The sequence below is a fragment of the Pseudomonas sp. NPDC077451 genome (genome assembly GCF_044543345.1).
Taxonomy (GTDB): Bacteria; Pseudomonadota; Gammaproteobacteria; order Pseudomonadales; family Pseudomonadaceae; genus Stutzerimonas.
Genome location: NZ_JBITVX010000001.1, coordinates 661349 through 686250, shown reverse-complemented (window position 1 = coordinate 686250; position 24902 = coordinate 661349). Strand labels below are relative to the sequence as shown.

At 60.2% G+C, this 24902-nt stretch carries 24 protein-coding genes; 10 read left to right on the top strand and 14 right to left on the bottom strand.

All coding sequences use genetic code 11. The features are described from left to right. Nucleotides 1-114: 114 nt before the first annotated feature. Nucleotides 115-1062, bottom strand: a complete 948-nt coding sequence (locus ACIGHL_RS03245; RefSeq protein WP_128121174.1) for a putative 2-dehydropantoate 2-reductase — start codon at nt 1060-1062, stop codon at nt 115-117. A gap of 264 nt (nt 1063-1326) precedes the next feature. Here ACIGHL_RS03245 and ACIGHL_RS03240 point away from each other — a divergent pair, with 264 nt between their 5' ends. Beyond that, the gene (locus ACIGHL_RS03240) at nt 1327-2403 is read left to right on the top strand and encodes a 3-deoxy-7-phosphoheptulonate synthase (RefSeq protein WP_046163601.1); all 1077 of its coding nucleotides are present in this window, start codon (nt 1327-1329) and stop codon (nt 2401-2403) included. Between the two features lie 41 nt (nt 2404-2444). On the opposite strand, the gene ACIGHL_RS03235 is transcribed toward ACIGHL_RS03240, so the two are convergent. After that, on the bottom strand, nt 2445-2735 hold the full coding sequence (locus ACIGHL_RS03235; RefSeq protein WP_128121173.1) for a GNAT family N-acetyltransferase: 291 nt from the start codon (nt 2733-2735) through the stop codon (nt 2445-2447). Nucleotides 2736-3158: 423 nt separating this feature from the next. Between ACIGHL_RS03235 and ACIGHL_RS03230 the strand changes: the two genes are divergently transcribed. Next, entirely contained in the window at nt 3159-3413 is a 255-nt protein-coding gene (locus ACIGHL_RS03230) for an Lpp/OprI family alanine-zipper lipoprotein (protein ID WP_029404583.1), read from the top strand. A gap of 87 nt (nt 3414-3500) precedes the next feature. Here ACIGHL_RS03230 and ACIGHL_RS03225 read toward each other — a convergent pair whose 3' ends face one another. The 3 genes from ACIGHL_RS03225 to ACIGHL_RS03215 form a co-directional block, all read right to left on the bottom strand. After that, a complete protein-coding gene (locus ACIGHL_RS03225; protein WP_128121172.1) occupies nt 3501-4463 on the bottom strand; it encodes a L,D-transpeptidase family protein in 963 nt (320 codons plus the stop codon). Between the two features lie 68 nt (nt 4464-4531). Beyond that, entirely contained in the window at nt 4532-4813 is a 282-nt protein-coding gene (locus tag ACIGHL_RS03220; protein ID WP_045426416.1) for a hypothetical protein, read from the bottom strand. A gap of 45 nt (nt 4814-4858) precedes the next feature. Next, nucleotides 4859-5464 carry an arylesterase gene (locus ACIGHL_RS03215; protein ID WP_128121171.1) on the bottom strand — a complete coding sequence of 202 codons (606 nt, stop codon included), beginning with the start codon at nt 5462-5464 and terminating at the stop codon, nt 4859-4861. A 10-nt stretch (nt 5465-5474) separates the two neighbouring features. Between ACIGHL_RS03215 and ACIGHL_RS03210 the strand changes: the two genes are divergently transcribed. The 5 genes from ACIGHL_RS03210 to ACIGHL_RS03190 all read left to right on the top strand — a co-directional run bounded on the left by ACIGHL_RS03210 (nt 5475) and on the right by ACIGHL_RS03190 (nt 11537). Then, nucleotides 5475-6161 carry an ABC transporter ATP-binding protein gene (locus tag ACIGHL_RS03210; RefSeq protein WP_045426413.1) on the top strand — a complete coding sequence of 229 codons (687 nt, stop codon included), beginning with the start codon at nt 5475-5477 and terminating at the stop codon, nt 6159-6161. Next, the gene (locus ACIGHL_RS03205) at nt 6158-8659 is read left to right on the top strand and encodes an ABC transporter permease (RefSeq protein ID WP_128121170.1); all 2502 of its coding nucleotides are present in this window, start codon (nt 6158-6160) and stop codon (nt 8657-8659) included. Before ACIGHL_RS03210 ends, ACIGHL_RS03205 begins: the two co-directional genes overlap by 4 nt. 64 nt (nt 8660-8723) lie before the next feature. Further along, a complete protein-coding gene (greB, locus tag ACIGHL_RS03200; RefSeq protein ID WP_216706803.1) occupies nt 8724-9221 on the top strand; it encodes a transcription elongation factor GreB in 498 nt (165 codons plus the stop codon). A gap of 302 nt (nt 9222-9523) precedes the next feature. Then, nucleotides 9524-10465, top strand: a complete 942-nt coding sequence (locus tag ACIGHL_RS03195; protein ID WP_216706802.1) for a triacylglycerol lipase — start codon at nt 9524-9526, stop codon at nt 10463-10465. A 49-nt stretch (nt 10466-10514) separates the two neighbouring features. Further along, nucleotides 10515-11537 (top strand): lipase secretion chaperone, encoded by a 1023-nt coding sequence (locus tag ACIGHL_RS03190; protein ID WP_128121169.1) that lies wholly within the window; start codon nt 10515-10517, stop codon nt 11535-11537. A gap of 4 nt (nt 11538-11541) precedes the next feature. Here ACIGHL_RS03190 and ACIGHL_RS03185 read toward each other — a convergent pair whose 3' ends face one another. Further along, nucleotides 11542-12954, bottom strand: coding sequence for an MltF family protein (locus tag ACIGHL_RS03185; protein ID WP_128121168.1), 1413 nt, complete (start codon nt 12952-12954; stop codon nt 11542-11544). Nucleotides 12955-13128: 174 nt separating this feature from the next. Here ACIGHL_RS03185 and ACIGHL_RS03180 point away from each other — a divergent pair, with 174 nt between their 5' ends. Continuing rightward, on the top strand, nt 13129-13941 hold the full coding sequence (locus ACIGHL_RS03180) for a TatD family hydrolase (protein WP_216706801.1): 813 nt from the start codon (nt 13129-13131) through the stop codon (nt 13939-13941). 109 nt (nt 13942-14050) lie between these two features. Continuing rightward, nucleotides 14051-15523 carry a methyl-accepting chemotaxis protein gene (locus ACIGHL_RS03175; protein WP_128121166.1) on the top strand — a complete coding sequence of 491 codons (1473 nt, stop codon included), beginning with the start codon at nt 14051-14053 and terminating at the stop codon, nt 15521-15523. Between the two features lie 65 nt (nt 15524-15588). Here ACIGHL_RS03175 and ACIGHL_RS03170 read toward each other — a convergent pair whose 3' ends face one another. The 8 genes from ACIGHL_RS03170 to selD form a co-directional block, all read right to left on the bottom strand. After that, complete coding sequence (locus ACIGHL_RS03170; RefSeq protein WP_128121165.1) at nt 15589-16386, bottom strand: acyl-CoA thioesterase; 798 nt, start codon at nt 16384-16386, stop codon at nt 15589-15591. A gap of 98 nt (nt 16387-16484) precedes the next feature. Next, entirely contained in the window at nt 16485-18506 is a 2022-nt protein-coding gene (locus ACIGHL_RS03165) for a transglutaminase TgpA family protein (RefSeq protein ID WP_216706800.1), read from the bottom strand. Further along, on the bottom strand, nt 18503-19465 hold the full coding sequence (locus tag ACIGHL_RS03160) for a DUF58 domain-containing protein (RefSeq protein ID WP_216706799.1): 963 nt from the start codon (nt 19463-19465) through the stop codon (nt 18503-18505). Before ACIGHL_RS03160 ends, ACIGHL_RS03165 begins: the two co-directional genes overlap by 4 nt. Nucleotides 19466-19497: 32 nt before the next feature. Continuing rightward, entirely contained in the window at nt 19498-20415 is a 918-nt protein-coding gene (locus ACIGHL_RS03155; RefSeq protein WP_216706798.1) for an AAA family ATPase, read from the bottom strand. Between the two features lie 179 nt (nt 20416-20594). Then, on the bottom strand, nt 20595-21197 hold the full coding sequence (locus ACIGHL_RS03150; RefSeq protein WP_216706797.1) for a flavin reductase family protein: 603 nt from the start codon (nt 21195-21197) through the stop codon (nt 20595-20597). An 89-nt stretch (nt 21198-21286) separates the two neighbouring features. After that, nucleotides 21287-21565 carry a hypothetical protein gene (locus ACIGHL_RS03145; protein ID WP_045426380.1) on the bottom strand — a complete coding sequence of 93 codons (279 nt, stop codon included), beginning with the start codon at nt 21563-21565 and terminating at the stop codon, nt 21287-21289. Between the two features lie 27 nt (nt 21566-21592). Further along, entirely contained in the window at nt 21593-22699 is a 1107-nt protein-coding gene (gene mnmH / locus ACIGHL_RS03140) for a tRNA 2-selenouridine(34) synthase MnmH (protein ID WP_128121163.1), read from the bottom strand. Then, nucleotides 22699-23733, bottom strand: coding sequence for a selenide, water dikinase SelD (selD, locus tag ACIGHL_RS03135; protein WP_046164023.1), 1035 nt, complete (start codon nt 23731-23733; stop codon nt 22699-22701). Before selD ends, mnmH begins: the two co-directional genes overlap by 1 nt. Before the next feature lie 174 nt (nt 23734-23907). On the opposite strand from selD, the gene ACIGHL_RS03130 reads away from it, so the two are divergent. After that, entirely contained in the window at nt 23908-24894 is a 987-nt protein-coding gene (locus ACIGHL_RS03130; protein WP_128121162.1) for a patatin-like phospholipase family protein, read from the top strand. Nucleotides 24895-24902: the final 8 nt, after the last annotated feature.

The following is a 24902-nucleotide window of genomic DNA, read 5'->3' as shown; positions in this document are numbered from 1 at the left end:
GCCACAGAACCCGTATCTGGCGGTCCTATTGAGCTTAGCAGCCGAGAAGCGAACCACTACGGCACCGAGAACCGCCCAGCGGACATGAGCCGCCGGGCGGGCTGGCCAAAATCGTCAGAGAGCGCGTGCTGACAGGAAACGCAGAGCCTGGTAAAGCGCCTCGGTCTTCGGCATCGCAAATCCCACGCCTGCCGCAGCAGCCAGCGGAGCGGCGTAGATCGCATCAAGCTCCATCGGGCGACCGTTTACATGATCGTGATACATGCTCGGCAGATAGTTGGGCATGTGATCGGTGGCCATCAACATGCGGTCCACCAGCGCATCGGGCAGCGGCTCGCCACACGCGGCAGCAGCTCCACAGGCTTCCAGCATGATCGATCTGACCAGCGCTCGGCTGTTAGGATCTTTCATCAAGGGTTCCGTACCGGCGTCGAGCAATACGGAAAGACCGTTATATGGCAGATTCCAGACCAGCTTCTGCCAACGCGCCTGCGCGAGGTTCGTAGCCGCATTAGAGTCGACACCCGCCGCACGGAACATTGAGACACCCTCTTCAACCAAGCTCTGCTGCTCAGCGGCGCTGGCCGGGCCGGAGTGATAGCCCAGATTCACTCCACCAAGCGCCTGGTGCTCCACAACGCCTAACGCTGAACGATGCGCGCAGATGAAACAGAGACCACCCAGCAGATGGATGTTGTCTGGCAGCACTTGACGCAGGGTCTCCTCGACCCCCAGGCCGTTCTGCAACACCACAACTTTGGCATTTTCCGCTGCAGCCTCGGCGATCAGGGGAGCCAAGTCCGAATTGCTGGTGCTTTTCGCGCCAATCAGCAGCCAGTCGCACTTGGGCATTTGCGCAGGAGTGCGGTAGGCCTGTACCGAGTCCAGCTGCATCGAGCCATGCACCGCACTGTTTATCTGCAGGCCATTCTGCAGAACCGTCTCGTATTCGCTGCGCAGAAGGAAATGCACATCGTAGCCAGCCCGGGCGAGCATCACGCCGTAAAAGCCGCCGATAGCGCCAGCACCGATAATTCCGATTCGAGATTTGGGAGCAGTCATGCGGGAACTCCAACTACAGATCAGTGGGACGCCATGGTTGGCGCACGTTAAACGGTCACCTTATCAGTGTCCCTAGGCAGCGCCCAGCAGCTATGGATAGCTACCTGGTACGCCAGCCACCGGCGATGTAGCAGTCCGACTTCAAGATGATTGTCGAGGCAGCGCAATACGCGATAAGGTTCCGCTTCCCCGCTGCGCCCTCAAGCTCTGCTCCGCCGCACCGGGATTGGCTGGCGGACGGCATCTGTGATTGACGAGAACACGATGGCTGATTTACCGATCGATGACCTTAACGTTTCTTCCAACGAGACACTCATTACGCCTGAACAGTTGAAGCGTGATATACCGCTGACCGCTGCAGCGCTGGCGACCGTCTCCGAAGGGCGCCAGGTAATACGCGACATTCTCGACGGCAAGGATCATCGCCTGTTCGTCGTGATAGGCCCCTGCTCGATTCATGACCTGAAAGCCGCGCATGAATATGCCGAGCGTCTAAAAGTGCTTGCCGACAAGGTCTCGGATACCCTGTTCCTGGTCATGCGTGTCTACTTCGAGAAGCCACGCACCACGGTCGGCTGGAAGGGCCTGATCAATGATCCGTACATGGATGACTCGTTCAAGATTCAGGATGGCCTGCATATTGGCCGTCAGCTACTGCTCGATCTAGCAGAAATGGGCTTGCCGACCGCTACCGAAGCCTTGGACCCGATCTCCCCCCAGTACCTGCAGGACCTGATCAGCTGGTCGGCCATCGGTGCGCGGACCACCGAATCCCAGACTCACAGGGAAATGGCATCAGGGCTGTCGTCTTCGGTGGGTTTCAAAAATGGCACCGATGGCAGCTTGACCGTAGCGATCAATGCGCTGCAATCCGTATCCAGCCCACACCGTTTCCTGGGTATCAACCAGTCCGGCGGGGTCTCCATCGTCACGACCAAGGGCAACGCCTATGGTCATGTGGTGTTGCGTGGTGGGAATGGCAAGCCGAACTATGATTCGGTCAGCGTCGCAGTCTGCGAACAGGAACTCAGCAAAGCCGGCATCAAGCCCAACATCATGGTGGATTGTAGCCATGCCAATTCCAACAAGGACCCAGCCTTGCAGCCACTGGTGATGGACAACGTGGCCAATCAGATCCTCGAGGGCAACAATTCGATCGTTGGATTGATGGTGGAAAGTCACCTGGGCTGGGGCAACCAGCCCATTCCCAAGGACCTCGGCGATCTGAAATACGGTGTCTCGATCACCGATGCCTGTATTGACTGGGAAGCCACCGAAAAAGCCGTTATCGGCATGCACACGAAGCTGAAGGACGTACTGCCCAACCGTGCCCGCAGCTGACGCTGTCAGAAGCGGAAAAACGCCGGCTTGCCGGCGTTTTTTTATTCCCGGTCGAGACCGTCCGAGGAAGCACCCTGCCGTTCGATGTACCACTCCACATACGAACAGGAAGGAATAACCGTATAACCCTCCTTCGCGGCGTAATCCAGCGCATGCTGGGTCAATACGGCCGCAACACCTCGACCACGCAGCGCATCGGGTACGAAGGTCCGGTAGATATCCAGAGTTTGTTTGCCGAGATCAACATAGGCCAGATACGCGCGGTGACCATCCACGGTGGTCTCGAACTGATGGCTCGTTCGATCATGATGGATGCTTAGCTGTTCGGTCATCTCGCCTCCTCTGCAGGCTTGACCTGCCCTGTTTGTTTGGAAACTACGTGCAGCGTCCACACGTATTCTCCGTTCTTATTGTTAGCTGGACGACGCATGCTACCGCCAGGTAAGACTTGGCTTCAATTGCTTAAATCAGTAGCCGCCGCGCAATAAGCCGAACGAGCTGTAATCAAATGACCGACGCAGATGAAAACTGCAACTTTTCGGTACTCACACCGGTCCATGTATCGAGTGCAGCGGCTGACTTTGGCTGTTTTTCAGCCAGTTTGACCAGCAGTTGCCGTTAAATGAATGAGCATGCAGAAAAAATGTGGTAGCGGCTGCTTGGCTCAGTTTACTTAGCGCAACTAATCGGTAGTATGTGCGCGCCAACTTTCCATAACGGGAGTTGCCATGGATTTCATCCTTAAGGGGAACACGATGAACAACGTTCTGAAATTTTCTGCTCTGGCTTTCGCCGCAGTTCTGGCCACTGGTTGCAGCAACAGCATGACCAAAGAAAGCGAAGCCCGCCTGACCGCGACCGAAGACGCCTCTGCCCGCGCTCAGGCGCGTGCCGACGAAGCGTACAGCCGTGCCGACGAGGCTCTGCAGGCTGCTCAGAAGGCCCAGCAGACTGCTGACGAAGCCAATGAGCGTGCACTGCGTATGCTGGAACGCGCCAGCCGCAAGTAAGCTTCAGGCAAAGAAAAGCCGACCTGCAATCAGGTCGGCTTTTTTATGCGCGCCAGATTCTCCTGGCGCGATCTACAGGCGCGGATTCTAGAAGACGTGCTCTTCATGAGTGGCCAGCGCTTGGCCCCGCTCGGCAATCTGAATCGGCAGGCCATCCTCGCCAGCGATGATCTCACGAACCATTTCCCAATCCAGCTGGAGGGAACCTGCAGCCTCATCACGCTTGAGCAATGTATTGATGACCACCGCATGCTTGTCCATGAGTGTCATCGGTTTCTCTTCGTCTTGAAGTGGCGTGTGTGCTTCCAGATAGATCTTGCCCTGGCTCACGCCAAATTTGTACGGCTCATCGATGATCCGCACCGAGGTGCCGACCTTGACCAAGCCTGCCAGCTCCAGGACGTTGTGGTTGAGCATACGGAAACAGCCATGACTGACGCGCATGCCGATACCGAATTTTTTGTTCGAACCGTGGATGAGATACCCGGGCAACGCCAGGCTCATCTTATAAGGACCAAGCGGATTATCAGGTCCTGGCGGCACGACCTTTGGCAAAGGATCGCCATCGGCAGCGTGTTCATCGCGGATAGATTGCGGCGGGTACCAAGCCGGATTGCTTGTCATGGCTGAAATCCGTGTATTGCCAACCGGGGAACCCCACCCTTCACGCCCGATACCGAGCGGAAAAGTGTGCACCACGTTTTCGCCTTCCGGGTAGTAATAAAGACGGTACTCCGCAAGGTTGATCACGACGCCTTCTCGCGGTCCGGGCGGCAGGATGTACCGCGTCGGTAGGATGATGTCGGTCCCTTCACCCGGTAACCAGGGATCCACGCCCGGGTTTGCCGCAATCAGTTCCAGATAGCCCAGATCATGCGTCTCGCCGAGTGCAGCGAACGTGTCCTCGTAGTTGGCCTTGATCACCTGAATCTGCCCAACCACGTCCTCACCCTCTGGAGGTAGCGGTAGTTCGAGAGCGACAGACTGGCCGGCCGAAAGCAAGGCTGCGAGTGACACACTGGAGGCGACTGCAAACGCACGCGAAAGCATTCAGGGGTTTCCTTGGGAAAGTGTTCGTGTTGGCGGCGATTGTACTCGAACCGCTGACGGCCGCCGAGCTACCAGGCGCTGACGGCAGACGGAAGGCCTTTACGCTGTGCGCTAAGTGCTTCACGGCAAGCGGGACAGAGGCGGCGATCTTTAAGAATCGAGCGCTCGATGTCTTGCCAGAGCGGGCGCGCTGGAAGAAAACCGCCACAAAGCGTGCGGTCAACCTGACCATTCAACTCAAGTTGCCGTAATGCCAAGTGCAGCCGATTTTCGCGGCAGGCAAACAGATCGAACTGCTCGTCTGGAACGATGAGGCGATAGGCAAAAAGGGTCCAGGCTGGGCGCGGCATCTGAGGCTCCGATTCGAGGGGCGCGACAGTAGCCGCGCGCACGTTTCAAAGCAAGGGTTCGAGCACCGGCCAGACGTTGTCCAGCAACTGCTGCTGCGCACTCGCAGTGGGATGGATTCGATCGGCTTGCATCATGCCCTCAACGCCCCCGATACCTTCGAGAAAAAACGGGACGTATGGAAGGCTCTGCTCGTCTGCAAGCGAGTCGAACGCGTCCGCAAATGCACTTGTGTAACGTTGTCCCAAGTTGGGGGGCAAACGCATACCGAGCAACACGACCTTGGCATCGGCCTCGCGTGACAGGTCGACCATGGCTGCCAGGTTTTGATTCAGTTGTTTTGGCGGCTGACCACGGAGCCCGTCATTGCCACCTAACTCGATAATGACTACTTCCGGATCATATTCCTCCAGCAGCGCAGGCAACCTCGCCAGCCCTCCAGCGCTGGTGTCACCGCTGATCGAAGCGTTCACCACGCGATGATCGAGATTCTCTGTATCAAGGCGTTGCTGAAGCAGCTGTACCCAGCCCTGGCTGGTTTCCAGCCCGAAAGCGGCGCTGATACTATCCCCGACCACCAACACCGTTCCCGCCAAGGCGCCCTGAGCCCAGCACAGCAAAACCAGGACCCCACCTTTCAGCCAATTTCGCATCGGAATCTCCATGAGCGCCAGCATTCTTTACGCCCGGAACCTTAGCAAAGCGGTACCCAGCGCGGAAGGCGAGCTGGCGATACTAGACGATGTGTCATTGAGTCTCGACAAGGGCGACAGCCTTGCGATAGTCGGCACTTCCGGTTCTGGTAAATCGACACTGCTCGGCTTGTTGGCTGGCCTGGACCTGCCCAGCTCGGGCGAGGTGCACCTGGCCGGCCACCTGCTTGGCGCTCTCGACGAAGACCAGCGAGCACGCGTGCGAGCTGAACACGTCGGTTTCGTCTTTCAATCGTTTCAGCTGCTCGACAGTCTCAACGCCCTGGAAAACGTCATGCTGCCGCTGGAACTGCATGGCCGCCGTGACGCACAGGCGAAAGCTACCGAACTGCTCGACCGGGTTGGCCTAGGCGCGCGTTTGCACCATTACCCAAGGCAACTGTCAGGTGGCGAACAACAGCGTGTCGCCGTGGCCCGCGCATTTGCCGCGGAGCCGGCGGTGCTGTTCGCTGATGAGCCGACCGGCAATCTCGACAGTCATACGGGCGCAACCATCACCGAGCTGTTGTTCGAGCTCAACCGCGAACGCGGCACGACGTTAGTGCTGGTGACTCATGACGAACGCTTGGCACAGCGTTGTCAGCATCTGCTCCGCCTGGAAGGCGGTCGGCAACTCCTCGACGAGTTGAGCCGATGAAGAATGTCCCCGCCAGCCGCTTGGCGACGCTAGCGCTGCGTCAGCTGTTGCGTGATGCGCGCGCTGGTGAGTTGCGCGTGTTGTTCTTTGCGCTGTTGATCGCGGTCGCAGCCAGCACGGCTATTGGCTATTTCGGCGCGCGCCTGAACGACGCCATGCTGCTGCGTGCAACCGAGTTTCTGGGCGCCGATCTCGTGCTGCGCGGCAGCGCGCCCGCCGAACCCGAACAGGTCGAGGCAGGCGAGCAACTACAACTCCAGCACGCTCGGGTGGTTGAGTTCTCCAGCGTCGTCGCAACGGATGACAACCTGCAGCTGACCAGCGTCAAAGCCGCTGACGATAGCTATCCGTTACGCGGAGAGCTTCGCAGTGCAGCAGCGCCCTACCAGCCAGAACAACCAGGTCCAGGCCCGCAGCCAGGCGAAGCCTGGGCCGAAGCGCGCCTGTTCGCCGCCCTGGACCTGCAGATCGGCGATCAAATAGAGGTGGGTAACAAGCCGCTGCGGCTGACCCGCGTACTGACTTACGAACCTGATCGCGTCGGCGATTTCTACAGCTTGACGCCACGCGTGCTGATGCATCTCGACGATCTCGAGGCCACCGGCGTGGTCCAGCCCGGTAGCCGTGTGAGCTATCGCGAACTCTGGCGCGGCTCGCCCGAACAGCTGGGAGCTTATGAAGAGCGCATCAAAGCCGACCTCCAACCACACCAACGTATCGAGACAGCCAAAGACGGCAACCGCCAAATCGGGGGTGCGCTGGGGCGCGCCGAGCGCTACCTGAACTTGGCCAGCCTGGCCGCCGTGCTGCTCGCGGGTGTCGCGGTGGCCTTGTCGGCGGCGCGTTTCGCGTCGCGCCGCTTCGATGCCAGCGCGCTGTTGCGCTGCCTCGGTCTGTCACGCCGCGAAGCACTGATGCTCTATTCCCTGCAACTCGCCTACCTCGGCCTGTTTGCCAGCACGGTTGGCGCACTACTGGGCTGGGCAGCGCAACATGGGTTGTTCTTCCTCCTGCGCGAACTTGTGGTCAGCGAAGTGCCACCGGCCACGCTCTGGCCGGCCCTGGCGGGAATTGCAACCGGCCTGGTTGCGCTGGCCGGTTTCGCACTACCGCCCCTGGCCGCGCTCGGTCGTGTGCCACCGCTGCGGGTACTGCGCCGCGACATGCTGCCGATCCCGCCAAGCTCCTGGCTGGTGTATGGCGCCGCCGTCATCGCCCTTGGCGTGATCATGTGGCGGCTCAGTCTGGACCTGAAGATTACCCTCGCGCTGCTGGGGGGCGGTCTGCTCGCCACCGTGATCCTTGGCGGACTGCTTTTGCTGGCACTGAAAGGGCTGCGTCGAGCGCTTTCCGGGGCGTCGCTGACATGGCGTTTAGGGCTCGGGCAACTGCTCCGACACCCGCTGGCGGCGGCTGGTCAGTCGCTGGCTTTCGGCCTGATCCTGCTCTCCATGGCGCTGATAGGGCTGCTGCGCGGCGAACTGCTCGACACCTGGCAGAACCAATTGCCGGATGACGCCCCCAACCATTTTGTTCTGAATGTCCTGCCCGCCGACCGGGACGCATTCGCCGCACGCATCGACGCACTCTCCAATCACGTCGCGCCTTTGTATCCGGTGGTACCGGGTCGCCTGGTTGCCATCAACGGCGAGCCGGTGCGCCAGCTGGTCAGCAAGGAAAGCCAGGGCGAGCGCGCGATTCGTCGGGACCTGAGCCTGACCTGGGCCCAGGAAATACCTGCCGACAATCGCCTAACCGCCGGTCAATGGTGGCCTTCAGCGCGAGGCGAACTGCCTGGCGTGTCAGTGGAAGCCGAGCTGGCCGAGAGTCTTCAGGTACAGCTGGGTGACCGACTCAGCTTCACAGTTGGTGGGCTGACCCGCGACGTCAGCGTGACCAGTCTGCGGGAGGTCAACTGGGACAGCTTCCAACCCAACTTCTACATGATCTTCGAGCCACAGACCTTGGAGGATATACCCGCCACCTACATGACCAGCTTTCATCTGCCCGAAGGGAAGGATCGCGAGCTGGTACAGCTAGCCAGGGATTTTCCGTCCGCAACGATATTGCAGGTGGAAGCCTTGCTCAGCCAGTTGCGCAGCATCCTGTCGCAGGTTTCGCTAGCGGTCGAATATGTGCTGATGTTCGTGCTGGCAGCAGGGCTGGCGGTATTGTTCGCCGGTCTACAAGCGACGCTGGACGAACGGATTCGTCAAGGTGCACTGCTCCGAGCACTCGGAGCGGAGCGGACGTTATTGATCAGAGCCAGACGTACCGAATTTGGGGTATTGGGCGCCGCCAGTGGTGTACTTGCCGCATTGGGTTGTGAACTGGTCAGCGCCCTGCTCTATCACTTCGTCTTCGATCTTCGCTGGCAGCCGCATCCATGGCTGTTACTGCTACCGCTGATCGGTGCGCTGCTGGTCGGTGCGGCTGGGGTGCTGGGGACGCGGCGAGCCCTTAATGCCAGCCCACTGAACGTCCTGCGTGAAAATTGACCGGAGCAGGCTGAGCGTTTGACAACCTGTAGAATGCCCAGCCCGTGCCTGAACTGGAAACTCCATGAGCCGTTATCGTCCACCTCGCCCTGCCGGCACCCCTCTGATCACCCCCGAAGGCGAGGCACGGCTGCGAGCCGAGCTGCATGAACTGTGGCACGTGAAGCGTCCTCAGGTCACCCAGTCGGTCAGCGAGGCGGCGGCGCAAGGCGACCGTTCGGAAAACGCCGAATACACCTACGGTAAGAAGATGCTGCGCGAAATCGACAGCCGCGTACGTTTTTTGACCAAGCGACTGGAAAAACTCAAGGTCGTCGGTGAACGACCCAGCGACCCCGGCAAGGTGTATTTTGGCGCCTCGGTGACAGTCGAGGACGAAGATGGCGCGCAGGCCCGCTACCGTATTGTCGGGCCAGATGAGCTGGACCTGCGCCAGGGGCTGATCAGCATCGATTCGCCGTTGGCGCGTGCCTTGGTTGGAAAAACGCTGGATGCTGAAGTCCGGGTGCAAACGCCCACCGGACCAAAACTCTGGTACATCGTCGCGATCGACTACCCATGACCAACCAGTTATCTTGAGACCGATCAGTCACGTATTTCTTCGATCTAGCGGTTAATTTCGGCTAACTTACAAATCATCACTTTCCTACCCAGCCAGATGTTCCATCTGGTAACAGACGCCTCGGTGGCCGCCACCAAGCCCGGCGACCATCCCGCAGGCGGAACGCCTGCGCTAGAGCCTCCTATCTATATCGCCTGGCAAACTGGCACGAATGCTGCGCCTGTAGCCACTGCAGTACGCGCTACGCGCGGTGAATGGCGAGGGATTGCCCAATGTCCAGTCACCCTTGATTGAGTGCATTCATGAATAAGAACAAGACTGTGTTCGCTCTATGCCTCGGAACCTTCGTGGCAATTTCAAGCCAGGCCCAGGCCGGCCTATTCAGCTCCAGCGGCTACACCCAGACGCGTTACCCGATCGTGCTCGCGCATGGCATGCTCGGCTTCGACAGCATGCTTGGCATCGACTACTGGTACGGCATTCCCCAGGCGCTTCGACGTGATGGCGCACAGGTTTACATTACCGAAGTCAGCCAACTCAACACCTCGGAGCTGCGTGGAGAGGAACTTCTTCAACAAGTCGAGGAAATCGTTGCGATCAGTGGCAAACCGAAAGTGAATCTGGTCGGCCACAGCCACGGTGGGCCAACCGTGCGCTATGTTGCTGCCGTTCGCCCCGACCTGGTCGCGTCGGTCACCAGCGTAGGCGCGCCGCACAAAGGCTCCGACGTTGCCGACCTGTTGCGCAAGCTCCCCGAGGGTTCGGGTGGCGAAGCCATACTCGCCGGGCTCACCAACGGCATGGGGGCATTGATCCATTTTCTTTCGGGAAGCCCCAGTACCGAACCACAGAATTCGCTCGGCTCACTTGAATCACTCAACAGCGAAGGCGCCGCCCGTTTCAATGCGAAATATCCGCAAGGGGTTCCGACCAGCGCCTGCGGCGAAGGTGCGTACAAGGTCAATGGGGTGCGCTATTACTCCTGGAGCGGCACCAGCCCGCTGACCAACCCACTGGATGTGAGTGACGCCATGCTGGGCGCCGGCTCGCTGGCCTTTGACGAAGCCAATGACGGCCTGGTTGGCCGCTGCAGCTCGCATTTGGGCATGGTTATCCGTGATAACTATCGAATGAACCATCTGGATGAGGTCAATCAGGTGCTAGGACTGACCAGCCTGTTCGAAACCGATCCGGTGACCATTTACCGCCAGCACGCCAACCGCCTGAAGAACGCAGGCCTCTGAGGCTCCGGTGGGGCCGCTCGGCCCCACCTCCTGACCACAAGGCATCCTGATGAAAATGCTTGCCGTCCTGTTCGTATTGACACTTATCCTCGGCGTCGCGATGTACGGAGGTGTCCCGCCCGACCCTACGCCTACTCAAATCCTTGGCCACTCTCAGCCCGTTCAGATCAACACTAGCGAGGTCAGTCCGCAACAAAGCCCAACACCCACCCGGAAGCTGCCGCGGGCTGACGCGACTGCCCGTCTACCGGACTCTTTTGCAGGTACACGGGTGGACGGCCGACTGCGGGCTGACGCGGGCGGAAGTCTGATCATCGATGCGGAGATACGCCGTGTTTTCGATTACTTCCTGGCCTCGATTGGCGAGGAACCGCTCGAAACCAGCGTCGCCAGGCTACGGCGCTATATCGAAACGCAGCTCCCCAAGCCTGCAGCGGACCATGCCATCCAGCTGCTGAGCCAGTACCTGGATTACAAAAGGCAGCTGCTGTTGCTGGAGCAGCACCATACGCAACAGGCCGACATAGACGCCATGCGCGCTCGCTTTCGGGCGGTTGAGCAGCTGCGCGCGGGGATCTTCGATGATCGGGTCCACCAGGCATTCTTCGCGCTAGACGAAGCGAATGACCACTTCACGCTGGAACGCCTGGCCATTCGGCACGACGCAACGCTCGACGCGTCAGGCAAAGGCGCGGCATTGGACAGGTTGCAAGACAGCCTGCCAGCGGAACTGAAGGATACAGTGGCGGTACAGATGCAAATGCAACTGCGAGAGCAGACACGTGCGCTGGCAGCCAACGGTGGCAACCCGGCCGCTCTACGACAGCTACGCCAGCAGCTGGTCGGCAACGCAGCCGCAGCCCGCCTGGAGGCACTCGACCGTCAGCGCCAGGCATGGCAAAGCCGCCTGACCGCCTATAACCAGGCGAAACGCCGGATTCAACGCAGCCAGGGACTCGGCGAGGCGGATAAACGTGCCGCCATCGCCCGCTTGGCGGCCGAACAATTCAATGAGAACGAGCGCCAACGGCTGCAAGCTGCCGAGCAGCTGCTCGCCGCCAAGCGCGGCTAAGGATTCAATTGCTGGAAGCGCTCTGCGGGCCGCCTTCGAGTAGGTACCGCTCCCGGGTGTAGGCCAGGTAGTACTTGTTCACGGCATTGACATAGCTGACCACACCCATACCCATGCTCGACATGGCAACGCGCTCAACCTGGAAAAACCACTGGTCCGGGTTAAGGCCTCGACGGCGGGCCTCGGCACGCAGGCTCTGGACCCGCTGCGGTCCGAGGTTGTAGGCCGCGAGCACAAACGCCATGCGCTCGCGCTCGTTCAGCCTGGGACTGGAAAAGAAGGTTTGGCGGATATTTGCCAGATACTTCGCGCTGGCAAGCACGTTGTTATCCAGTTGACCGATATCCTTCACGCCCATGCTACGAGCGGTCGCCGGCGTCACTTGCATCAGCCCGGTGGCTCCACCCGCACCGCGCGCCGACGGATCGAGCGTCGACTCTTTGAAAGCCAGCGCAGCCAGGTTGAGCCAATCGATCTGTTGCTGCTGGGCATGCCGCTGCAAGGTCGGACGGACTTTTTCCAGGCGCTGTCTGCCGACACGATCCAGCGGGTACTGCACCCGATAGAGCCTGCGATAGACGCGAACGAATGCTGCATCCTGGTTATCAGGCGCGCTGTAGGTTTGGAGGAAACGGTCGACGCTCGCACTTAGCATTCCCGCATCCTTTTGCACAAACCAGTGCATATCGGCGGGGTCGCCCAGTGTCAGCTGCGATTCGATGCGCAGCTTAGGCAATACTTTTGCCCAGCGCTCTGCAATGGGCTGCTCCACCACGGTAGCCGGATAGACGCCAGCCTGTACCATCTCCAGCACGTCCTCCACCGCCAACGTGGGATCAACCCACTCGACGGCGATCGGTGCCCGTCCAGCTTGCATCAGGCTCCGATTGAGCTTCTCCAGCGCGGGGCCCGCGGCACTGCCGGCCGACAACGCCAGGCTACGACCTGATAGTTGCTCGAAGCTCTTATAACGAGGGCCACCCTGTCGACTCACCAACACCATTGGCACCTGAGCGATCACAGCACGGCTACGGCTTATCCGGCGCGCCGCGCCTTGCGGCAAGATCTCTCCAGGGGCAACCAGATCGCCCTCACCGCGTTGCAGCGCACCGAGCAACTGGTCCTTGGCCTTGGGAATGATTTTCAAGCTGATCGGCGTGCCCTTCGAACCACGATTGAGATACTGCTCGAAGGCGCGCAGGCGCACGTATTCCACACCGATGGGCTCGCCTTTGACCTCGCCGGAACTGTTACGACTTTGATTGACCAAAACCCGAAGAACGCCGCTGCGGCGAATATCGGCGAGATCGCGTACGGTACCCACCGACTGCCAGGCTGGCGGCCCCATCACCCGTGCGACCACCGGCCAGGGTGCAAGCACCAGCAGACACAGCAGTAGGGAAAATAATCGGGTCATTTCCGGGTATCGGCTCGAATGAGACAAAATGCACAGCAGCACCCTGCCGCAAAGTGGCGAAGACTCTCATAGCCTTTGCTTGGCCGCCAGCGGCACCTTCTAATAGGCTTTAATTAACAGTCGCAAATACCTGATTTTTATCTATATATTTTGATCTTATAAGCGAGACGCTTCATGCAACTTGTCGACATCGGCGTCAATCTCACCCACCCAACGTTTGCCCGTGATCCCCGTGCAGTTGTGGAGCGCGCCTACACGGCGGGCGTCACGCAATTGGTTTTGACCGGCACTAGCCTTTCTGAAAGCGAAGCAGCACTGGCCCTCTGCCGGGAGCTAGATGAAGGCCGGCAACGGTTGTTCTGTACTGCAGGTATCCACCCTCATGACGCGAGCCAATGGACGTCCAGTACTAGTGCACAGCTCAAAGCCCTACTCGCCGAACCCGAGACGCGCGCGGTCGGCGAGTGCGGACTGGATTTCAACCGGGATCTGTCCCCTCGTGCACAGCAGGAGCGGGTCCTGGAAGAACACCTGCAGTTGGCAGTAGAAACCGGCCTGCCGGTGTTTCTTCACGAGCGCGACGCCGACCAGCGTCTGGTACAAATACTTCGGCCGTTCCGTGACAAGCTCAGCGCTGCGGTCGTGCACTGCTTTACCGGTGAGAAACGCGCGCTCTATGCCTACCTCGATCTCGACCTCCACATCGGCATTACTGGCTGGATATGCGATGAGCGCCGCGGCACTCACCTGCATCCACTGGTGCGCGACATCTCTGAAGCTCGCTTGATGCTCGAAAGCGATGCACCCTACCTGCTGCCACGCACGCTGCGGCCGAAACCTAAAGGTGGGCAGAACGAGCCGGCATTTCTTCCTGAAGTACTCCGTGAAGTGGCGCAGCATCGAGGTGTCAGCGAGGAACAGCTGGCGCAGAGCACGACCCGCTGTGCTCAGAAATTCTTCCGCATCGAGCCGCTGAATGAACACTGAACTGGCTCAAGCCCAACCACTTTCGGCCGTTAACAGAACGGGTTCGCAAAAAGGCGGCGATGCCACTGCGCGACGAACGTTCCGGTCATCGACATAAGAAGAGCATGCAATGGCTTTATGGATTCGCGATCTCTCACTGAAGTACAAGTTCTGGGCGCTGAACCTGGTGTCATTCGCTACCACGCTGCTACTGGTGCTCTTTGCCCTGCAACTCGAACAGCAATCGCGAAGCCACGACGCTCAGAACAATGCGCAGCAATTGGGGGCTCTACTACAGGCCTGGCCAGAAGGCTCAGCAATACCTAGGAACGCCGACATTCAAGTATTTCCGGCCGGTCAGGCAATTGCTGTCGAGGGGCAACCTGTAACTGCCAGCCAAGGGTGGGTTGCAATCGAGCATGACCGGCTGTTCGGCAAGACACCGATCGTGGGCACCCAACTGGTAGCCCGACCGGGCGGGGACACCCTTGCCGTGCTGGCTCGTGTGCCCAGCACCATGCAGCTGCTGGGTGAACATTTCTTCAGCTATGCCATTGCTGTTGCTGTGTTGATGTTGGTGCTGCTGGCCGCATCACAGTTGTTGATCCACTTCCTGCTAAGCCATCTCAATACGCTCAAGAACGTAATGGTGCATGTCGAGCGCAGCGGCGACCTGTCGATGCGAGTACCTTTGGCCAGCGGTGATGAGGTCGGCGAGATGGCTGCGGCATTCAACGCAATGCAAGCCGGTTACCAACGCATTGTCAGCACCGTTGCCCAGGCGGCGACCCGGCTCGATGACGGAGCCGCTCGACTGGCATCAAGCATGAGCGAGGTCCGCCAGGGCATGCTCGGCCAGCAGAGCGAAACCGACCAGGCAGCGACTGCAATCAACGAGATGACCGCCACTGTCCACCACATCGCCGAACACGCCAGGGAAACACGCGACCAGTCGCAGAGTGCCGACCGCCTCGCGGGCAACGGACAGAATGTCGTGGGACGGGTCGAGCGCTCTATATCCAGCCTGTCGCAGGGCGTCCAGCAAACGGCCGAAACGATCGGCCAGCTGGCGGCCGACAGCCAGAAAATCAACGGCGTGGTCAGCGTTATCCACAGCATCGCCGAACAAACCAACTTGCTGGCCCTGAACGCGGCGATTGAAGCCGCACGTGCCGGTGAAATGGGCCGCGGCTTCGCTGTGGTTGCAGATGAAGTGCGCAGCCTGGCCAAACGCGTTCAGGTATCGACTGACGAAATCACCCAGATGATCACCGGTCTGCAAACCATGACCCGCGACGCCGTCGAATTCATGCAGGAAAGCTCACTCAAGGCAGACGACTGCGTGCGCGAAGCAAGGGAGGCAGGACTCGCGCTCGAAGCCATTACTGCGGCAGTCGCACAGATGCGCGAAAGCAACACGCAAATTGCCGTGGCCGCTGAACAACAGAGCGAAGTTGCCGAGGAGCTGAACCGCTCAGTCACCGGCATTCGCGACGTCACCGAGAGAACTGTCCAGCAAACCGTCGAATCGGCAAACACCAGCGCAGAACTCGCGGCACTCTCCGGCGAACTCAGCAAAGCGATTCACCAGCTCAAGCTTTGACCGCATCAGCATGTACGGATGGCCTATTGGCCCGCTGGCGTAAGAGCCAGCGGGCGGCGCTCTGCTTATCCGAAGACGGTTACCGTCTGTCGACTCAGTGCAACCAGTTCACCGCTGCCAGTCCATAACGCGGCCGCGCAATGACCGTAGCCGTCCTGAGCGTGCTCGATCACCGCGCGGTACCGGCACCATTCGTGGGTATCGAGTATCGGCAGTGGCTGGACAAACTCGATGGTCCAGGTCAGCGAGCTGCCCGGGGCGAAACTGTTCAGGTGTGGCAGCACGGCCGGTGGCCATGCGTCGACGAGGGCAAGCAGATGCGAGACAGTTACTGGTTCCCGGTCGACCTCGCCACGCTGACGAACCCATCCGCCCATTTCTCGCGATGTATTACCTGAGAAAGGAAGACCGCCAATGCCCCAGCGCATGGCCAGATGGCGGGTGAACTCAGGTGTCGCACCGCTGATGTAGGGCAGCTCCTGGCAGGCTTCCACCGGCGGCAGTTCTGGCGCCGGCTCAGCCTCCACCCTGACGGCGGAGACACGTGCTGCGCCGAAGCTGCCTTGCACCAGAGTCACCACCTGGCCGTTCTGGATGGCACGGCCGAGTACCTGACTGACCGCCTTGCCTTCACGCAGCACTTCAGCCTCGAAGCTGACGGGCACATCAACCGCAAGCGGCCCAACAAAGGTGATCGACAGCGACCGCACCGGACGATCACTCGGCACTTTGGCCTGCATAGCCTCAAATACCAGCGCCGCGGCCAACCCTCCAAAACCGGCCCGGCCTTGCCCCCAGCTGGCAGGCACGACGACATCTTGAGGAGCTTCACGCACGGCTTGTAGCAGTTCGGACAGGGTCATTCCTACCTCGACTCGTTGTTATTGCGGTTTATCTTATCGCTGCGCGGACCCACGGGGGCATTGCCGAACAGTTGGTGATGTCATGCCATCTCAAGCAGCTATAGGTTGTCGCCGTCGATATCAACCCGCGGCTTGCTCACTCTGGCACGCCAAGGCAGCTGGCGTCGCAAGCTTCGGAGTACAGCCTTCATCTCGGCCAGGTCGGTCGGCTGACCCGCATAACGGGCCTGTTCGTACAGTCCAGCGAACGCTTGAATCTGGGCGGCAGAAGGCGGCAGCCGCTCTGCTGCACGTTGGGCGAAGTCGCGCGCACCCTCGCCTGCCTGCCGCGCCACGCCATGCCGCGCCAGCAATTGTTCGAAGCGCTGGAACTGGCGCAGTTGCGCATCTTGTTCCCGGCGCCAAGGCTTCAGGAGCAGAAGCGCCAGCAGGACAACCAGCAACGCCCCCGTGGCGACCATCAGTAGACCGAGCTTGCGGGAGTCGACCTTACCGAACAATCCTTGCAGTACTTCCAGCTGCCGTTCGCCCTGGTAATTAAGGACCCAGCGCTGCCAGCCGTAATTGAGACTGTCCCAGCCAAAACGCAGGTCGTTCAGCCAACCAATGTCGCGGTAGCGCCGAAGGTCCATGATGGCGCCTTCGATCAGATCCTGCTCAGCGTCAAGCGCCTCCTCCAGCCCGCGCTCGATCCGTTCCGGCGCGACCTGGAATGTCGGATCCACACTGGCCCACCCGCTGCCCGCCTCCCAATATTCAACCCAGGCATGGGCATCAAGTTGACGCACCGACAGGTAGTTGCCCGAAGGGTTGACCTCCCCACCCTGATAGCCAGCGACCACCCGCGCGGGGATACCGGCCGCGCGCAGCACGAAGGTCATCGCGCCTGCGTAATGAATGCAAAATCCGTTCAGCGTATCGAAGAGAAAACCGTCGACGATGTCCTCGCCCACCGGCGAAGGTCGCAAGGTATAGCTGTACGGCTGCTGGTTGAAATGGCTGAGCAGCGCTTGCACCGTTGCCTTGGGCGTCTGATGCGCGCGTCGCAGCTCCGCCGCCCAGGCCCTACTGCGTAAGTTGCCAGTGGACGGCAGTTCCAAAGCCCTTCCCAGAACAGCAGGTCCAGCATTTGGCTCGCGCAGTGCCTCCGGCCAGGAAGTCGCCTGGTACAACAGCGGTTTGTCGACTGGCCGAGGGCGCGCCAGGTGGAAATCGCTCATCAGTCGCACATCGCCCGCGTCGACCTGCGCTACGTCCAATCCATACAACCATGGCCGCCCACTGGGCTGCATGACGATGCTGTATGCAACCGGTGCCCCCCGCGGTGACCATTCTGGGGTCTGCGGAAGCTGCGATTTGAAAGATTGCGACCATCGCCTTCCATCGAAACGCTCAAAGGTTACTGCTCGCCAGTACAGCTGATCCCTATCAGGGATCGGGCCCTCGAAGCTGGCGCGAAATGCCAGGGCACTCGAGCGACTCAGCTCGGCCATATCGCCTGGCGACATGCTGTCAGCCAGACCGGTGACGCCGCGATCCTTCGGTTGAGGCAATGACCAAAGCGGCCCTAGACGCGGAAACAGGACGAACAGCACCAGCATCAGTGGGATCGCCTGCAGGAGCAACGAGCCGGCCAGTCGCAACGTCGGCCAGGGATGAGTGCCCGCAGGGCTCTGCTGTAAGCCGATCATCGCCGCCAGCAGCGCGGTGATTGGCGCCAAGCTATAGATCCCAGCGAGCAGGCCGTCATTGAACAGATAGCTGGTGACCACGGCAAAGAAGCCAAGAAAGACCAGTACCAACGCATCGCGACGACTACGCATCTCCACCAGTTTGAGAATAAACGCCGCGATCAGCAGCACCACACCTGCATCGAGCCCGATCAGCCCGCCGCGTGAGAAATAAACGCCAAATGCAGCGCCCAGCATCATCAGTGCCTTTACCCAGCTCCGTGGGTATGGAGCGCGCATGCGGAAGATCTGCACCCGCCAGATCGCGCAACCCAGCCAGAGGCCGATGATCCACAATGGCAGATGAGCCAGATGCGGCAGGATGACCAGCACCTGCGCGACCAACAGCCAGACCAGGCCGTTGCGTGGGATAGGCTGCAAGCTGCTCATTGCGGCGCCGCCGATTGCTGGCCGAACAGCGCCAGTGCTCGCAGACAACGGTTCCGGTGCTCAACACCCACAGCGGCCTCAATGGTGGTTTCCGCTATTCGGAGGGCGAAGGGTTGCTGGCGCGACGACAGTTCCACCACCCAATGACAGAGCAACGACAACCGGGATTCGATATCTCCGGCGAGTTCATCGAAATCCAGTAGCGGGTCCTCACCGGACAGCGCAGTGAAATCCTTCACCAGCAAGCCTTGACCGCGCGAATAGGCTTTCCAGTGCAATCGTTTTTTCGAGTCGCCTGGTTGCCAGGGACGCAAGCCCTGGTAATCGTCGATGCCGCTGCCCAGTGCCCGCGAACCTTCACCGCTCTCTTCGTCCAGCCCGACGCCCTGGGGTAGATCACCCGCAAGCGGGCGTGGGTACACCAGCGCGGCGAGCTGCAAATCCACCCAGCTCCACGCCACGAGAATGCCCAAGGGAAATCTACTCTCAACGCGCAACCGTCCTGGTCGTAGCCAGCCACGGCGCTCGGTGGGCAGGCTCAGGTGCAGTTCACAGGTGCCTGCGGCCGGCACGTCAACCAACTGCAGCCCGCTTTTGGGCCATCCGACCGAGACGGCTTGGTAAACGCGTCCGCGACTCTCCAGGCGCACCCGCAAACACGCCTGCTCGCCAAGAAAAACCGCCTCAGCCCCCCCTGCCTGCAATTCGAGACCCGCCAGGTTGCGCCAGGTATGCAGAATCGCCACGACAAATACCGAGCCCAGCAAAAACGTCAGGGCATAAGCCAGACTGTTCTCGTAGTTGATCGCGGCAAGCAGCATCAACAGCAGCGCGACGAGGAAGCTCATCCCGACCGCTGTGGGCATGATGAAGATGCGCCGCTGGTTGAGGCGTACGCTAGGGCCCGGAGGGATGCGTTTGAGCAGCCAGCGATCTCGTATCCGTGGTAGCACTCGCATAGCCGCTCCCCGTCAGCCCAGCAGCGGCGGCATCACAGCGCCGGCACTTCGCGCAACAGCCATTGCACCAGCGCGCCGCCGCCATGCCCGGTGGCATCGGCGCGTTCGCGCAACCGATGGCCAACCACCGAGGGCAGCACCGCCTGGACGTCTTCCGGAATCACGTAATCTCGGCCGTCGAGAAAGGCCCAGGCACGGGCTGCCGCCAGCAGCGCCAGGCTGGCGCGAGGTGACAAGCCCCAGGCAAATTGCGGCTGAGTGCGCGTGGCCTCGACCAAGCGCAGGACGTAATCGACCAGAGCATCACTGACGCGAACAGCGCTCACCGTCTGCTGGATAGCAGCTAGCTCGGCGCGATCCAGCTGGGGTTGTAACCGAGTGAGCAAATTACGACGCGAATCGCCGAGCAGCAACGCTTTCTCCGCCGCTTTGGCCGGGTATCCCAGCGAAAGGCGCATGAGGAAGCGATCCAGCTGGGATTCGGGCAACGCGAAGGTGCCGCCAGAGCTGACCGGGTTCTGCGTGGCGACCACGAAGAAGGGCTCCGGCAAAGGTCGCGTCGCGCCCTCGATCGTTACCTGCCCTTCTTCCATCGCTTCAAGCAGTGCGCTCTGGCTTTTCGGTGTGGCCCGGTTGATTTCGTCAGCCAGCACCAACTCGGCAAAGATCGGTCCAGGGTGGAATACGAACTGACCGCTATCCTTGTCGAAAACAGAGGTACCGAGGATATCGCCGGGCAGCAGGTCGGAAGTGAACTGGATGCGCTGGAAGTCCAGCCCCATGACCTTTGCAAGCGCATGGCTCAAGGTCGTCTTGCCCATGCCGGGCAGGTCCTCGACCAGCAGGTGCCCCCTCGCCAGCAGGCAAGCCATGGCCAATCGCACCTGCGATTGCTTGCCGAGCAGCACTTCATTGACCGCCCGCAGACAGACATCCAATCGGGTGCGCATGCAACTCTCCTTTGTTTTATCCGTCGATCCTACTGACCCGGCCTAGCTCAAGCAAAGCGGTGAAATCCTGGTGTTACGAACTTGTGATATGACGCTTGATCCTGCGTGCGCTGACGTTGTGCCTCATCAGACCCCGAAACGCGCGCCATCGCCCAAGCGGTCGGAAACGCACGCGCCCACTAGGGTCGCTGCATCTCGAAACGCTCGCGCGTGTAGCTATATGCTGCACCGCCGAGCCTGCCGACTAGATCGAGCCGCGCGGAATCAACACGACCGCGCTCATCTAGCACGCGGTCGTCGATATGCGCCAACAACACCTCAGCGAAGATGAGCTGACAATTGGGCGACTCGGAAGGATACGGCAGGATCTGCGCGACACGGCATTCGAAGGCAACGGGTGCACCAGCGACCCGCTGCACCTTCACAAGGCTCGCGGATTCGCTGGCAATCCCGCAGTGTTCAAATTCGCTGATGCCATGAGGCAATGCAGCCGCAGAGGCGTTCATCGCTTCGGCTTGCTCTGCACTGACGAGCTGCACAACGAGCTCCCCCGTTTCGTGCGCGTTGCGGGCGGTGTCTTTCTGCAAGCCGTCCTTGAGTCCGACGTTGATCAGCAGCGTTGGCGGGTTGCTGCTAATCACCTGGAAAAAACTGAACGGCGCAAGATTGCTGACGCCTGCGGTCGAACACGTCGAGACCCAGGCAATCGGTCGGGGCGTGATGGTGGACGCCAGCCAGCGATAGGCCTCGACTGGCGCCAGGTTAGAAAAATCGAGCAGCATGCGGATTCCTACTGAGTCGGTCTGGCACCCGGCCAGAACCGATGGATAAGAAGTGGCAGCCGGACGGCTGCCACAGAATCGCAGCGGTATCAGCGGCCTGCGCGCGATTCACGCAGATAGAAGCGCGCCTTCTTGGCCTTCTCCACGCAGCCCTGGTAAGCCTCGAATTGTTGCTGGGTCTTGGCGCCCGTCAGCAGTGCCATCGCCTTGGAATAGCTCACCGTGCCGGCGAACCCTTCCGCCTCGGCCAGGCTCTGCTCTTCCCAAGCGGCGTTCAGCTGAGATGCGCAGCTGTCTCGATAGGCCGTCTTGGCGGCGCAACCGGTAAGGGCAAGTGCCAACAGCGATAGACAGATAATGTTCTTCATCGATACATCCTCTTTTCCGAGACCTGCTCAGTTTTGTTGAACCGCGGCGCGCTCGCGCAAGAATTCCACGACCGCGTCCTGTTCACCTGCGAATTCGATCCGGGCGGCCTTGCTTTCACGCTGGTAGGCGTACATCGGATCGTAGTACTGCCTTAACAACGTCTCGATCCACTCGCGGTGGAGATCAACCGAGCCGGTACTCGCTTGCTCGGCAAGCGCCTGATTCATGATTGCCGCCAGCCGTGTATAGCATTCGCCGCCAAGCCGCCTGCTGATATTGACCAGACTTTGCTGCAAACGCTCGGCAAATGCGGTGAATCCTTCCGCGCCGTGCTCAACGGTGAACTCTGCACAGAGGTCGATCACATAATCCTTGAGGATCCGGTCCACCCGTCCATCGAAACTGTCTTCGAGCCAGACCAGCGGATATTGCTGCATCCCCTGAAATAAGGGCAGCGGAATCGAACAACGACCGACCAGCCGCGCTTCATCCTCCAAAACGAATTGCCTCGCACCCGCTTTCTGCATCTTCAACAAGCGAATCGCCAGGGCGTTCTCGAAGTCGATCTGCACCGGCTGCGGAGTGGCGCGCTTGCCGAAGCTTGAACCGCGATGATTGGCAATGCCTTCCAGATCGACTCCGTCGTCCAGGCGTGCCAGCACCTCGGTTTTACCCGTCCCAGTCATACCGCCGACCAACACGAAATTGTCATGCGCGGCGGCATGCTCAATGGTTTCAAGCAAAAAGTGCCGCATCGCCTTATAGCCACCGGTCACGCGCGGATAGTCGATCCCCGCCTCGGTTTTGAGCCACTGCTGCACCAGCTGTGAACGCAACCCGCCGCGGAAACAGTAGATGTAGCCCTGAGGGTTGTTGCGCGCGAATTCGGCCCAAGCCTGAATTCGGTCGGCCTTGACTTGACCACTCACCAACCGGTGGCCCAGTTCAATCGCCGCTTGTTGCCCATGCTGCTTGTAACAGGTGCCAACCTTCTGCCGCTCGAGATCGTTCATCAGCGGCAGGTTGACCACGCCGGGGAATGCGCCTTTGGCAAATTCCACAGGCGCTCGCGCGTCCATCATCGGTACATCGTTAAGGAACAGCTCAACAAAGTTATCGGTATCACCACGCATCAACGTACCTCAACGGCATAGGCGCCGGCTTCGATCACTTCACCGATTGGCTTGAGCGTCAGGCCGAGTTCGGCGGCGACCGCGAGGAACTCCGCCTCGCCTTCCGGCGCGACCGCAACCAGCAATCCGCCACTGGTTTGCGGGTCGCAAAGCAGCTGTTTTTGCACCTCGTCAATGGCCGCGATGCGGTCGCCATAACTGTCGAAGTTACGGCCAGTGCCACCGGGCACACAGCCTTGCTCGAGGTAGTACTCGACGCCGTCCAGACGCGGCACACAGGCGTAGTCAATGCGCGCGGTCACAGCGCTGCCATCGGCCATTTCGACCAAATGGCCAAGTAGCCCGAAACCGGTGACATCGGTCATGGCCCGCACGCCGTCGAGCTTGCCGAAGCGGCTGCCGGGCGTGTTGAGCGTGCACATCCAGTCACGCGCCCTGCCGACATCCTCGGGCCGCAACTTGGCCTTTTTCTCCGCAGTGGTGAGGATGCCGATTCCCAATGGCTTGGTCAGATAGAGTTTGCATCCAACCGTGGCCGTGTCGTTGCGCTTCATCTGGCTCTTGTTGACCAGGCCGGTGACCGCTAGACCAAAGATCGGCTCGGGCGCGTCGATTGAATGCCCGCCCGCCAGCGGAATGCCTGCGGCTTCACACACGGCACGACCGCCTGCGATGACTTCGCGGGCTATTTCCGGCGGCAGCACATTGACGGGCCAGCCAAGGATGGCGATCGCCATCAGCGGGTCCCCGCCCATGGCGTAGATATCACTGATGGCATTGGTCGCGGCGATGCGGCCGAAATCGAAGGGATCATCGACGATCGGCATGAAGAAATCCGTAGTCGATACAACCCCGCGCTCTTCGTCGATGCCATACACCGCAGCATCATCACGCGAGGCATTTCCGACCCACAAACGCGGATCGAGATTCTGTGCCCCGCTGCCGGCGAGGATCACGTCCAGCACCTTGGGTGAAATCTTGCAGCCGCAGCCGGCACCGTGGCTGTATTGGGTGAGGCGGATGGGTTCGCTCATCTGGGAAAGGTCTCGTGATGCTGGCAAAACGGGCGACGATTGTAGCAAGGCTGGTCACCGCATCGCTGCGCCATGGCCGATAGGGTTGCAATGAAGCGGCCGGCTCCTCGGCTTTAGCTTGAAGCTTGCAGCCCGAAGCTTGAAGCTACAGCCCCATGCCAAAGGGAGAATCACATGGGCAACAAGGTCGCACTGGTATTGGGTTCAGGAGGCGCACGCGGTTATGCGCATATCGGCGTGATCGAAGAACTCGAAACCCGGGGGTACGAGATCACCTGCGTCGCAGGTTGCTCGATGGGTGCAGTCGTAGGCGGTATTTACGCAGCAGGCAAGTTGGAAGAGTACCGCGAATGGATCGAAAGCCTAGATTACTTCGACATGCTGCGATTGGTTGATCCGAGTTTCAGCCTCGGGGCGATACGCGGCGAGAAGATCTTCGGACGGATTCGCGAGATGCTCGGATCGGTCAACATCGAGGATTTGCCGATTCCGTTCACAGCAGTTGCGACCGATCTCACGAACCAGCAAGAGATCTGGTTCCAGGAGGGCAACTTGGAACTGGCCATGCGTGCCTCAGCAGCCATCCCAAGCCTGTTCACGCCGGTCATGCAAGGCAACCGAATGCTGGTCGACGGCGGGATACTCAACCCATTACCAATCGTGCCGGTGGTCTCAAGCCACAGCGACATCATCATCGCCGTCAACCTCAACGCCAATAACCATCGACAATACCCCCTGCCGGAAGTGGTCCGACCAGGACGCTTCGATGCCATGGTCAGCTCGATCAGCTCGCACCTTCCGTTCTGGCGCAGCAAGGGGCTTGAAGAGCATATAGCCGAACTCACCGCTGTCGATGGGCCTGGTGCGAGCCAGCCGCCGGGCGCCCCGTCTGGGCAAAGCGCGCCGAAGTCAGCCGAGGGTTCGATGGTGATCGACGTGGGCGGCCCGGCATCCTTGCTGGAACTCATCAACCAGAGCTTCGAGGTGATGCAATCCTCACTGACGCAATACAAGATTGCCGGCTACCCACCCAACGTGCTGGTCAACATTCCCAAGCGCGCCTGCCGTTTCTACGAGTTTTACAAAGCACCGGAGCTGATCAAGCTGGGGCAGATAATTGCCAGCGACGCGCTTGATAAGTACGAGCGCGAGCAGCTCTAAACAGGGAG

What these genes read in the sequence shown, in the direction of transcription:
- selD (WP_046164023.1), bottom strand. Translation starts at nt 23,733, where the DNA reads ATGAGCGAACCCATCCGCCTCACCCAATACAGCCACGGTGCCGGCTGC.
- ACIGHL_RS03175 (WP_128121166.1), top strand. Translation starts at nt 14,051, where the DNA reads ATGGCTTTATGGATTCGCGATCTCTCACTGAAGTACAAGTTCTGGGCG.
- greB (WP_216706803.1), top strand. Translation starts at nt 8,724, where the DNA reads ATGAGCCGTTATCGTCCACCTCGCCCTGCCGGCACCCCTCTGATCACC.
- ACIGHL_RS03165 (WP_216706800.1), bottom strand. Translation starts at nt 18,506, where the DNA reads ATGAGCAGCTTGCAGCCTATCCCACGCAACGGCCTGGTCTGGCTGTTG.
- ACIGHL_RS03130 (WP_128121162.1), top strand. Translation starts at nt 23,908, where the DNA reads ATGGGCAACAAGGTCGCACTGGTATTGGGTTCAGGAGGCGCACGCGGT.
- ACIGHL_RS03170 (WP_128121165.1), bottom strand. Translation starts at nt 16,386, where the DNA reads ATGACCCTGTCCGAACTGCTACAAGCCGTGCGTGAAGCTCCTCAAGAT.
- ACIGHL_RS03220 (WP_045426416.1), bottom strand. Translation starts at nt 4,813, where the DNA reads ATGCCGCGCCCAGCCTGGACCCTTTTTGCCTATCGCCTCATCGTTCCA.
- ACIGHL_RS03240 (WP_046163601.1), top strand. Translation starts at nt 1,327, where the DNA reads ATGGCTGATTTACCGATCGATGACCTTAACGTTTCTTCCAACGAGACA.
- ACIGHL_RS03145 (WP_045426380.1), bottom strand. Translation starts at nt 21,565, where the DNA reads ATGAAGAACATTATCTGTCTATCGCTGTTGGCACTTGCCCTTACCGGT.
- ACIGHL_RS03215 (WP_128121171.1), bottom strand. Translation starts at nt 5,464, where the DNA reads ATGCGAAATTGGCTGAAAGGTGGGGTCCTGGTTTTGCTGTGCTGGGCT.
- ACIGHL_RS03160 (WP_216706799.1), bottom strand. Translation starts at nt 19,465, where the DNA reads ATGCGAGTGCTACCACGGATACGAGATCGCTGGCTGCTCAAACGCATC.
- ACIGHL_RS03150 (WP_216706797.1), bottom strand. Translation starts at nt 21,197, where the DNA reads ATGCTGCTCGATTTTTCTAACCTGGCGCCAGTCGAGGCCTATCGCTGG.
- ACIGHL_RS03245 (WP_128121174.1), bottom strand. Translation starts at nt 1,062, where the DNA reads ATGACTGCTCCCAAATCTCGAATCGGAATTATCGGTGCTGGCGCTATC.
- ACIGHL_RS03205 (WP_128121170.1), top strand. Translation starts at nt 6,158, where the DNA reads ATGAAGAATGTCCCCGCCAGCCGCTTGGCGACGCTAGCGCTGCGTCAG.
- ACIGHL_RS03180 (WP_216706801.1), top strand. Translation starts at nt 13,129, where the DNA reads ATGCAACTTGTCGACATCGGCGTCAATCTCACCCACCCAACGTTTGCC.
- ACIGHL_RS03230 (WP_029404583.1), top strand. Translation starts at nt 3,159, where the DNA reads ATGAACAACGTTCTGAAATTTTCTGCTCTGGCTTTCGCCGCAGTTCTG.
- mnmH (WP_128121163.1), bottom strand. Translation starts at nt 22,699, where the DNA reads ATGCGTGGTGATACCGATAACTTTGTTGAGCTGTTCCTTAACGATGTA.
- ACIGHL_RS03225 (WP_128121172.1), bottom strand. Translation starts at nt 4,463, where the DNA reads ATGCTTTCGCGTGCGTTTGCAGTCGCCTCCAGTGTGTCACTCGCAGCC.
- ACIGHL_RS03210 (WP_045426413.1), top strand. Translation starts at nt 5,475, where the DNA reads ATGAGCGCCAGCATTCTTTACGCCCGGAACCTTAGCAAAGCGGTACCC.
- ACIGHL_RS03235 (WP_128121173.1), bottom strand. Translation starts at nt 2,735, where the DNA reads ATGACCGAACAGCTAAGCATCCATCATGATCGAACGAGCCATCAGTTC.
- ACIGHL_RS03190 (WP_128121169.1), top strand. Translation starts at nt 10,515, where the DNA reads ATGAAAATGCTTGCCGTCCTGTTCGTATTGACACTTATCCTCGGCGTC.
- ACIGHL_RS03155 (WP_216706798.1), bottom strand. Translation starts at nt 20,415, where the DNA reads ATGCGCACCCGATTGGATGTCTGTCTGCGGGCGGTCAATGAAGTGCTG.
- ACIGHL_RS03185 (WP_128121168.1), bottom strand. Translation starts at nt 12,954, where the DNA reads ATGACCCGATTATTTTCCCTACTGCTGTGTCTGCTGGTGCTTGCACCC.
- ACIGHL_RS03195 (WP_216706802.1), top strand. Translation starts at nt 9,524, where the DNA reads ATGAATAAGAACAAGACTGTGTTCGCTCTATGCCTCGGAACCTTCGTG.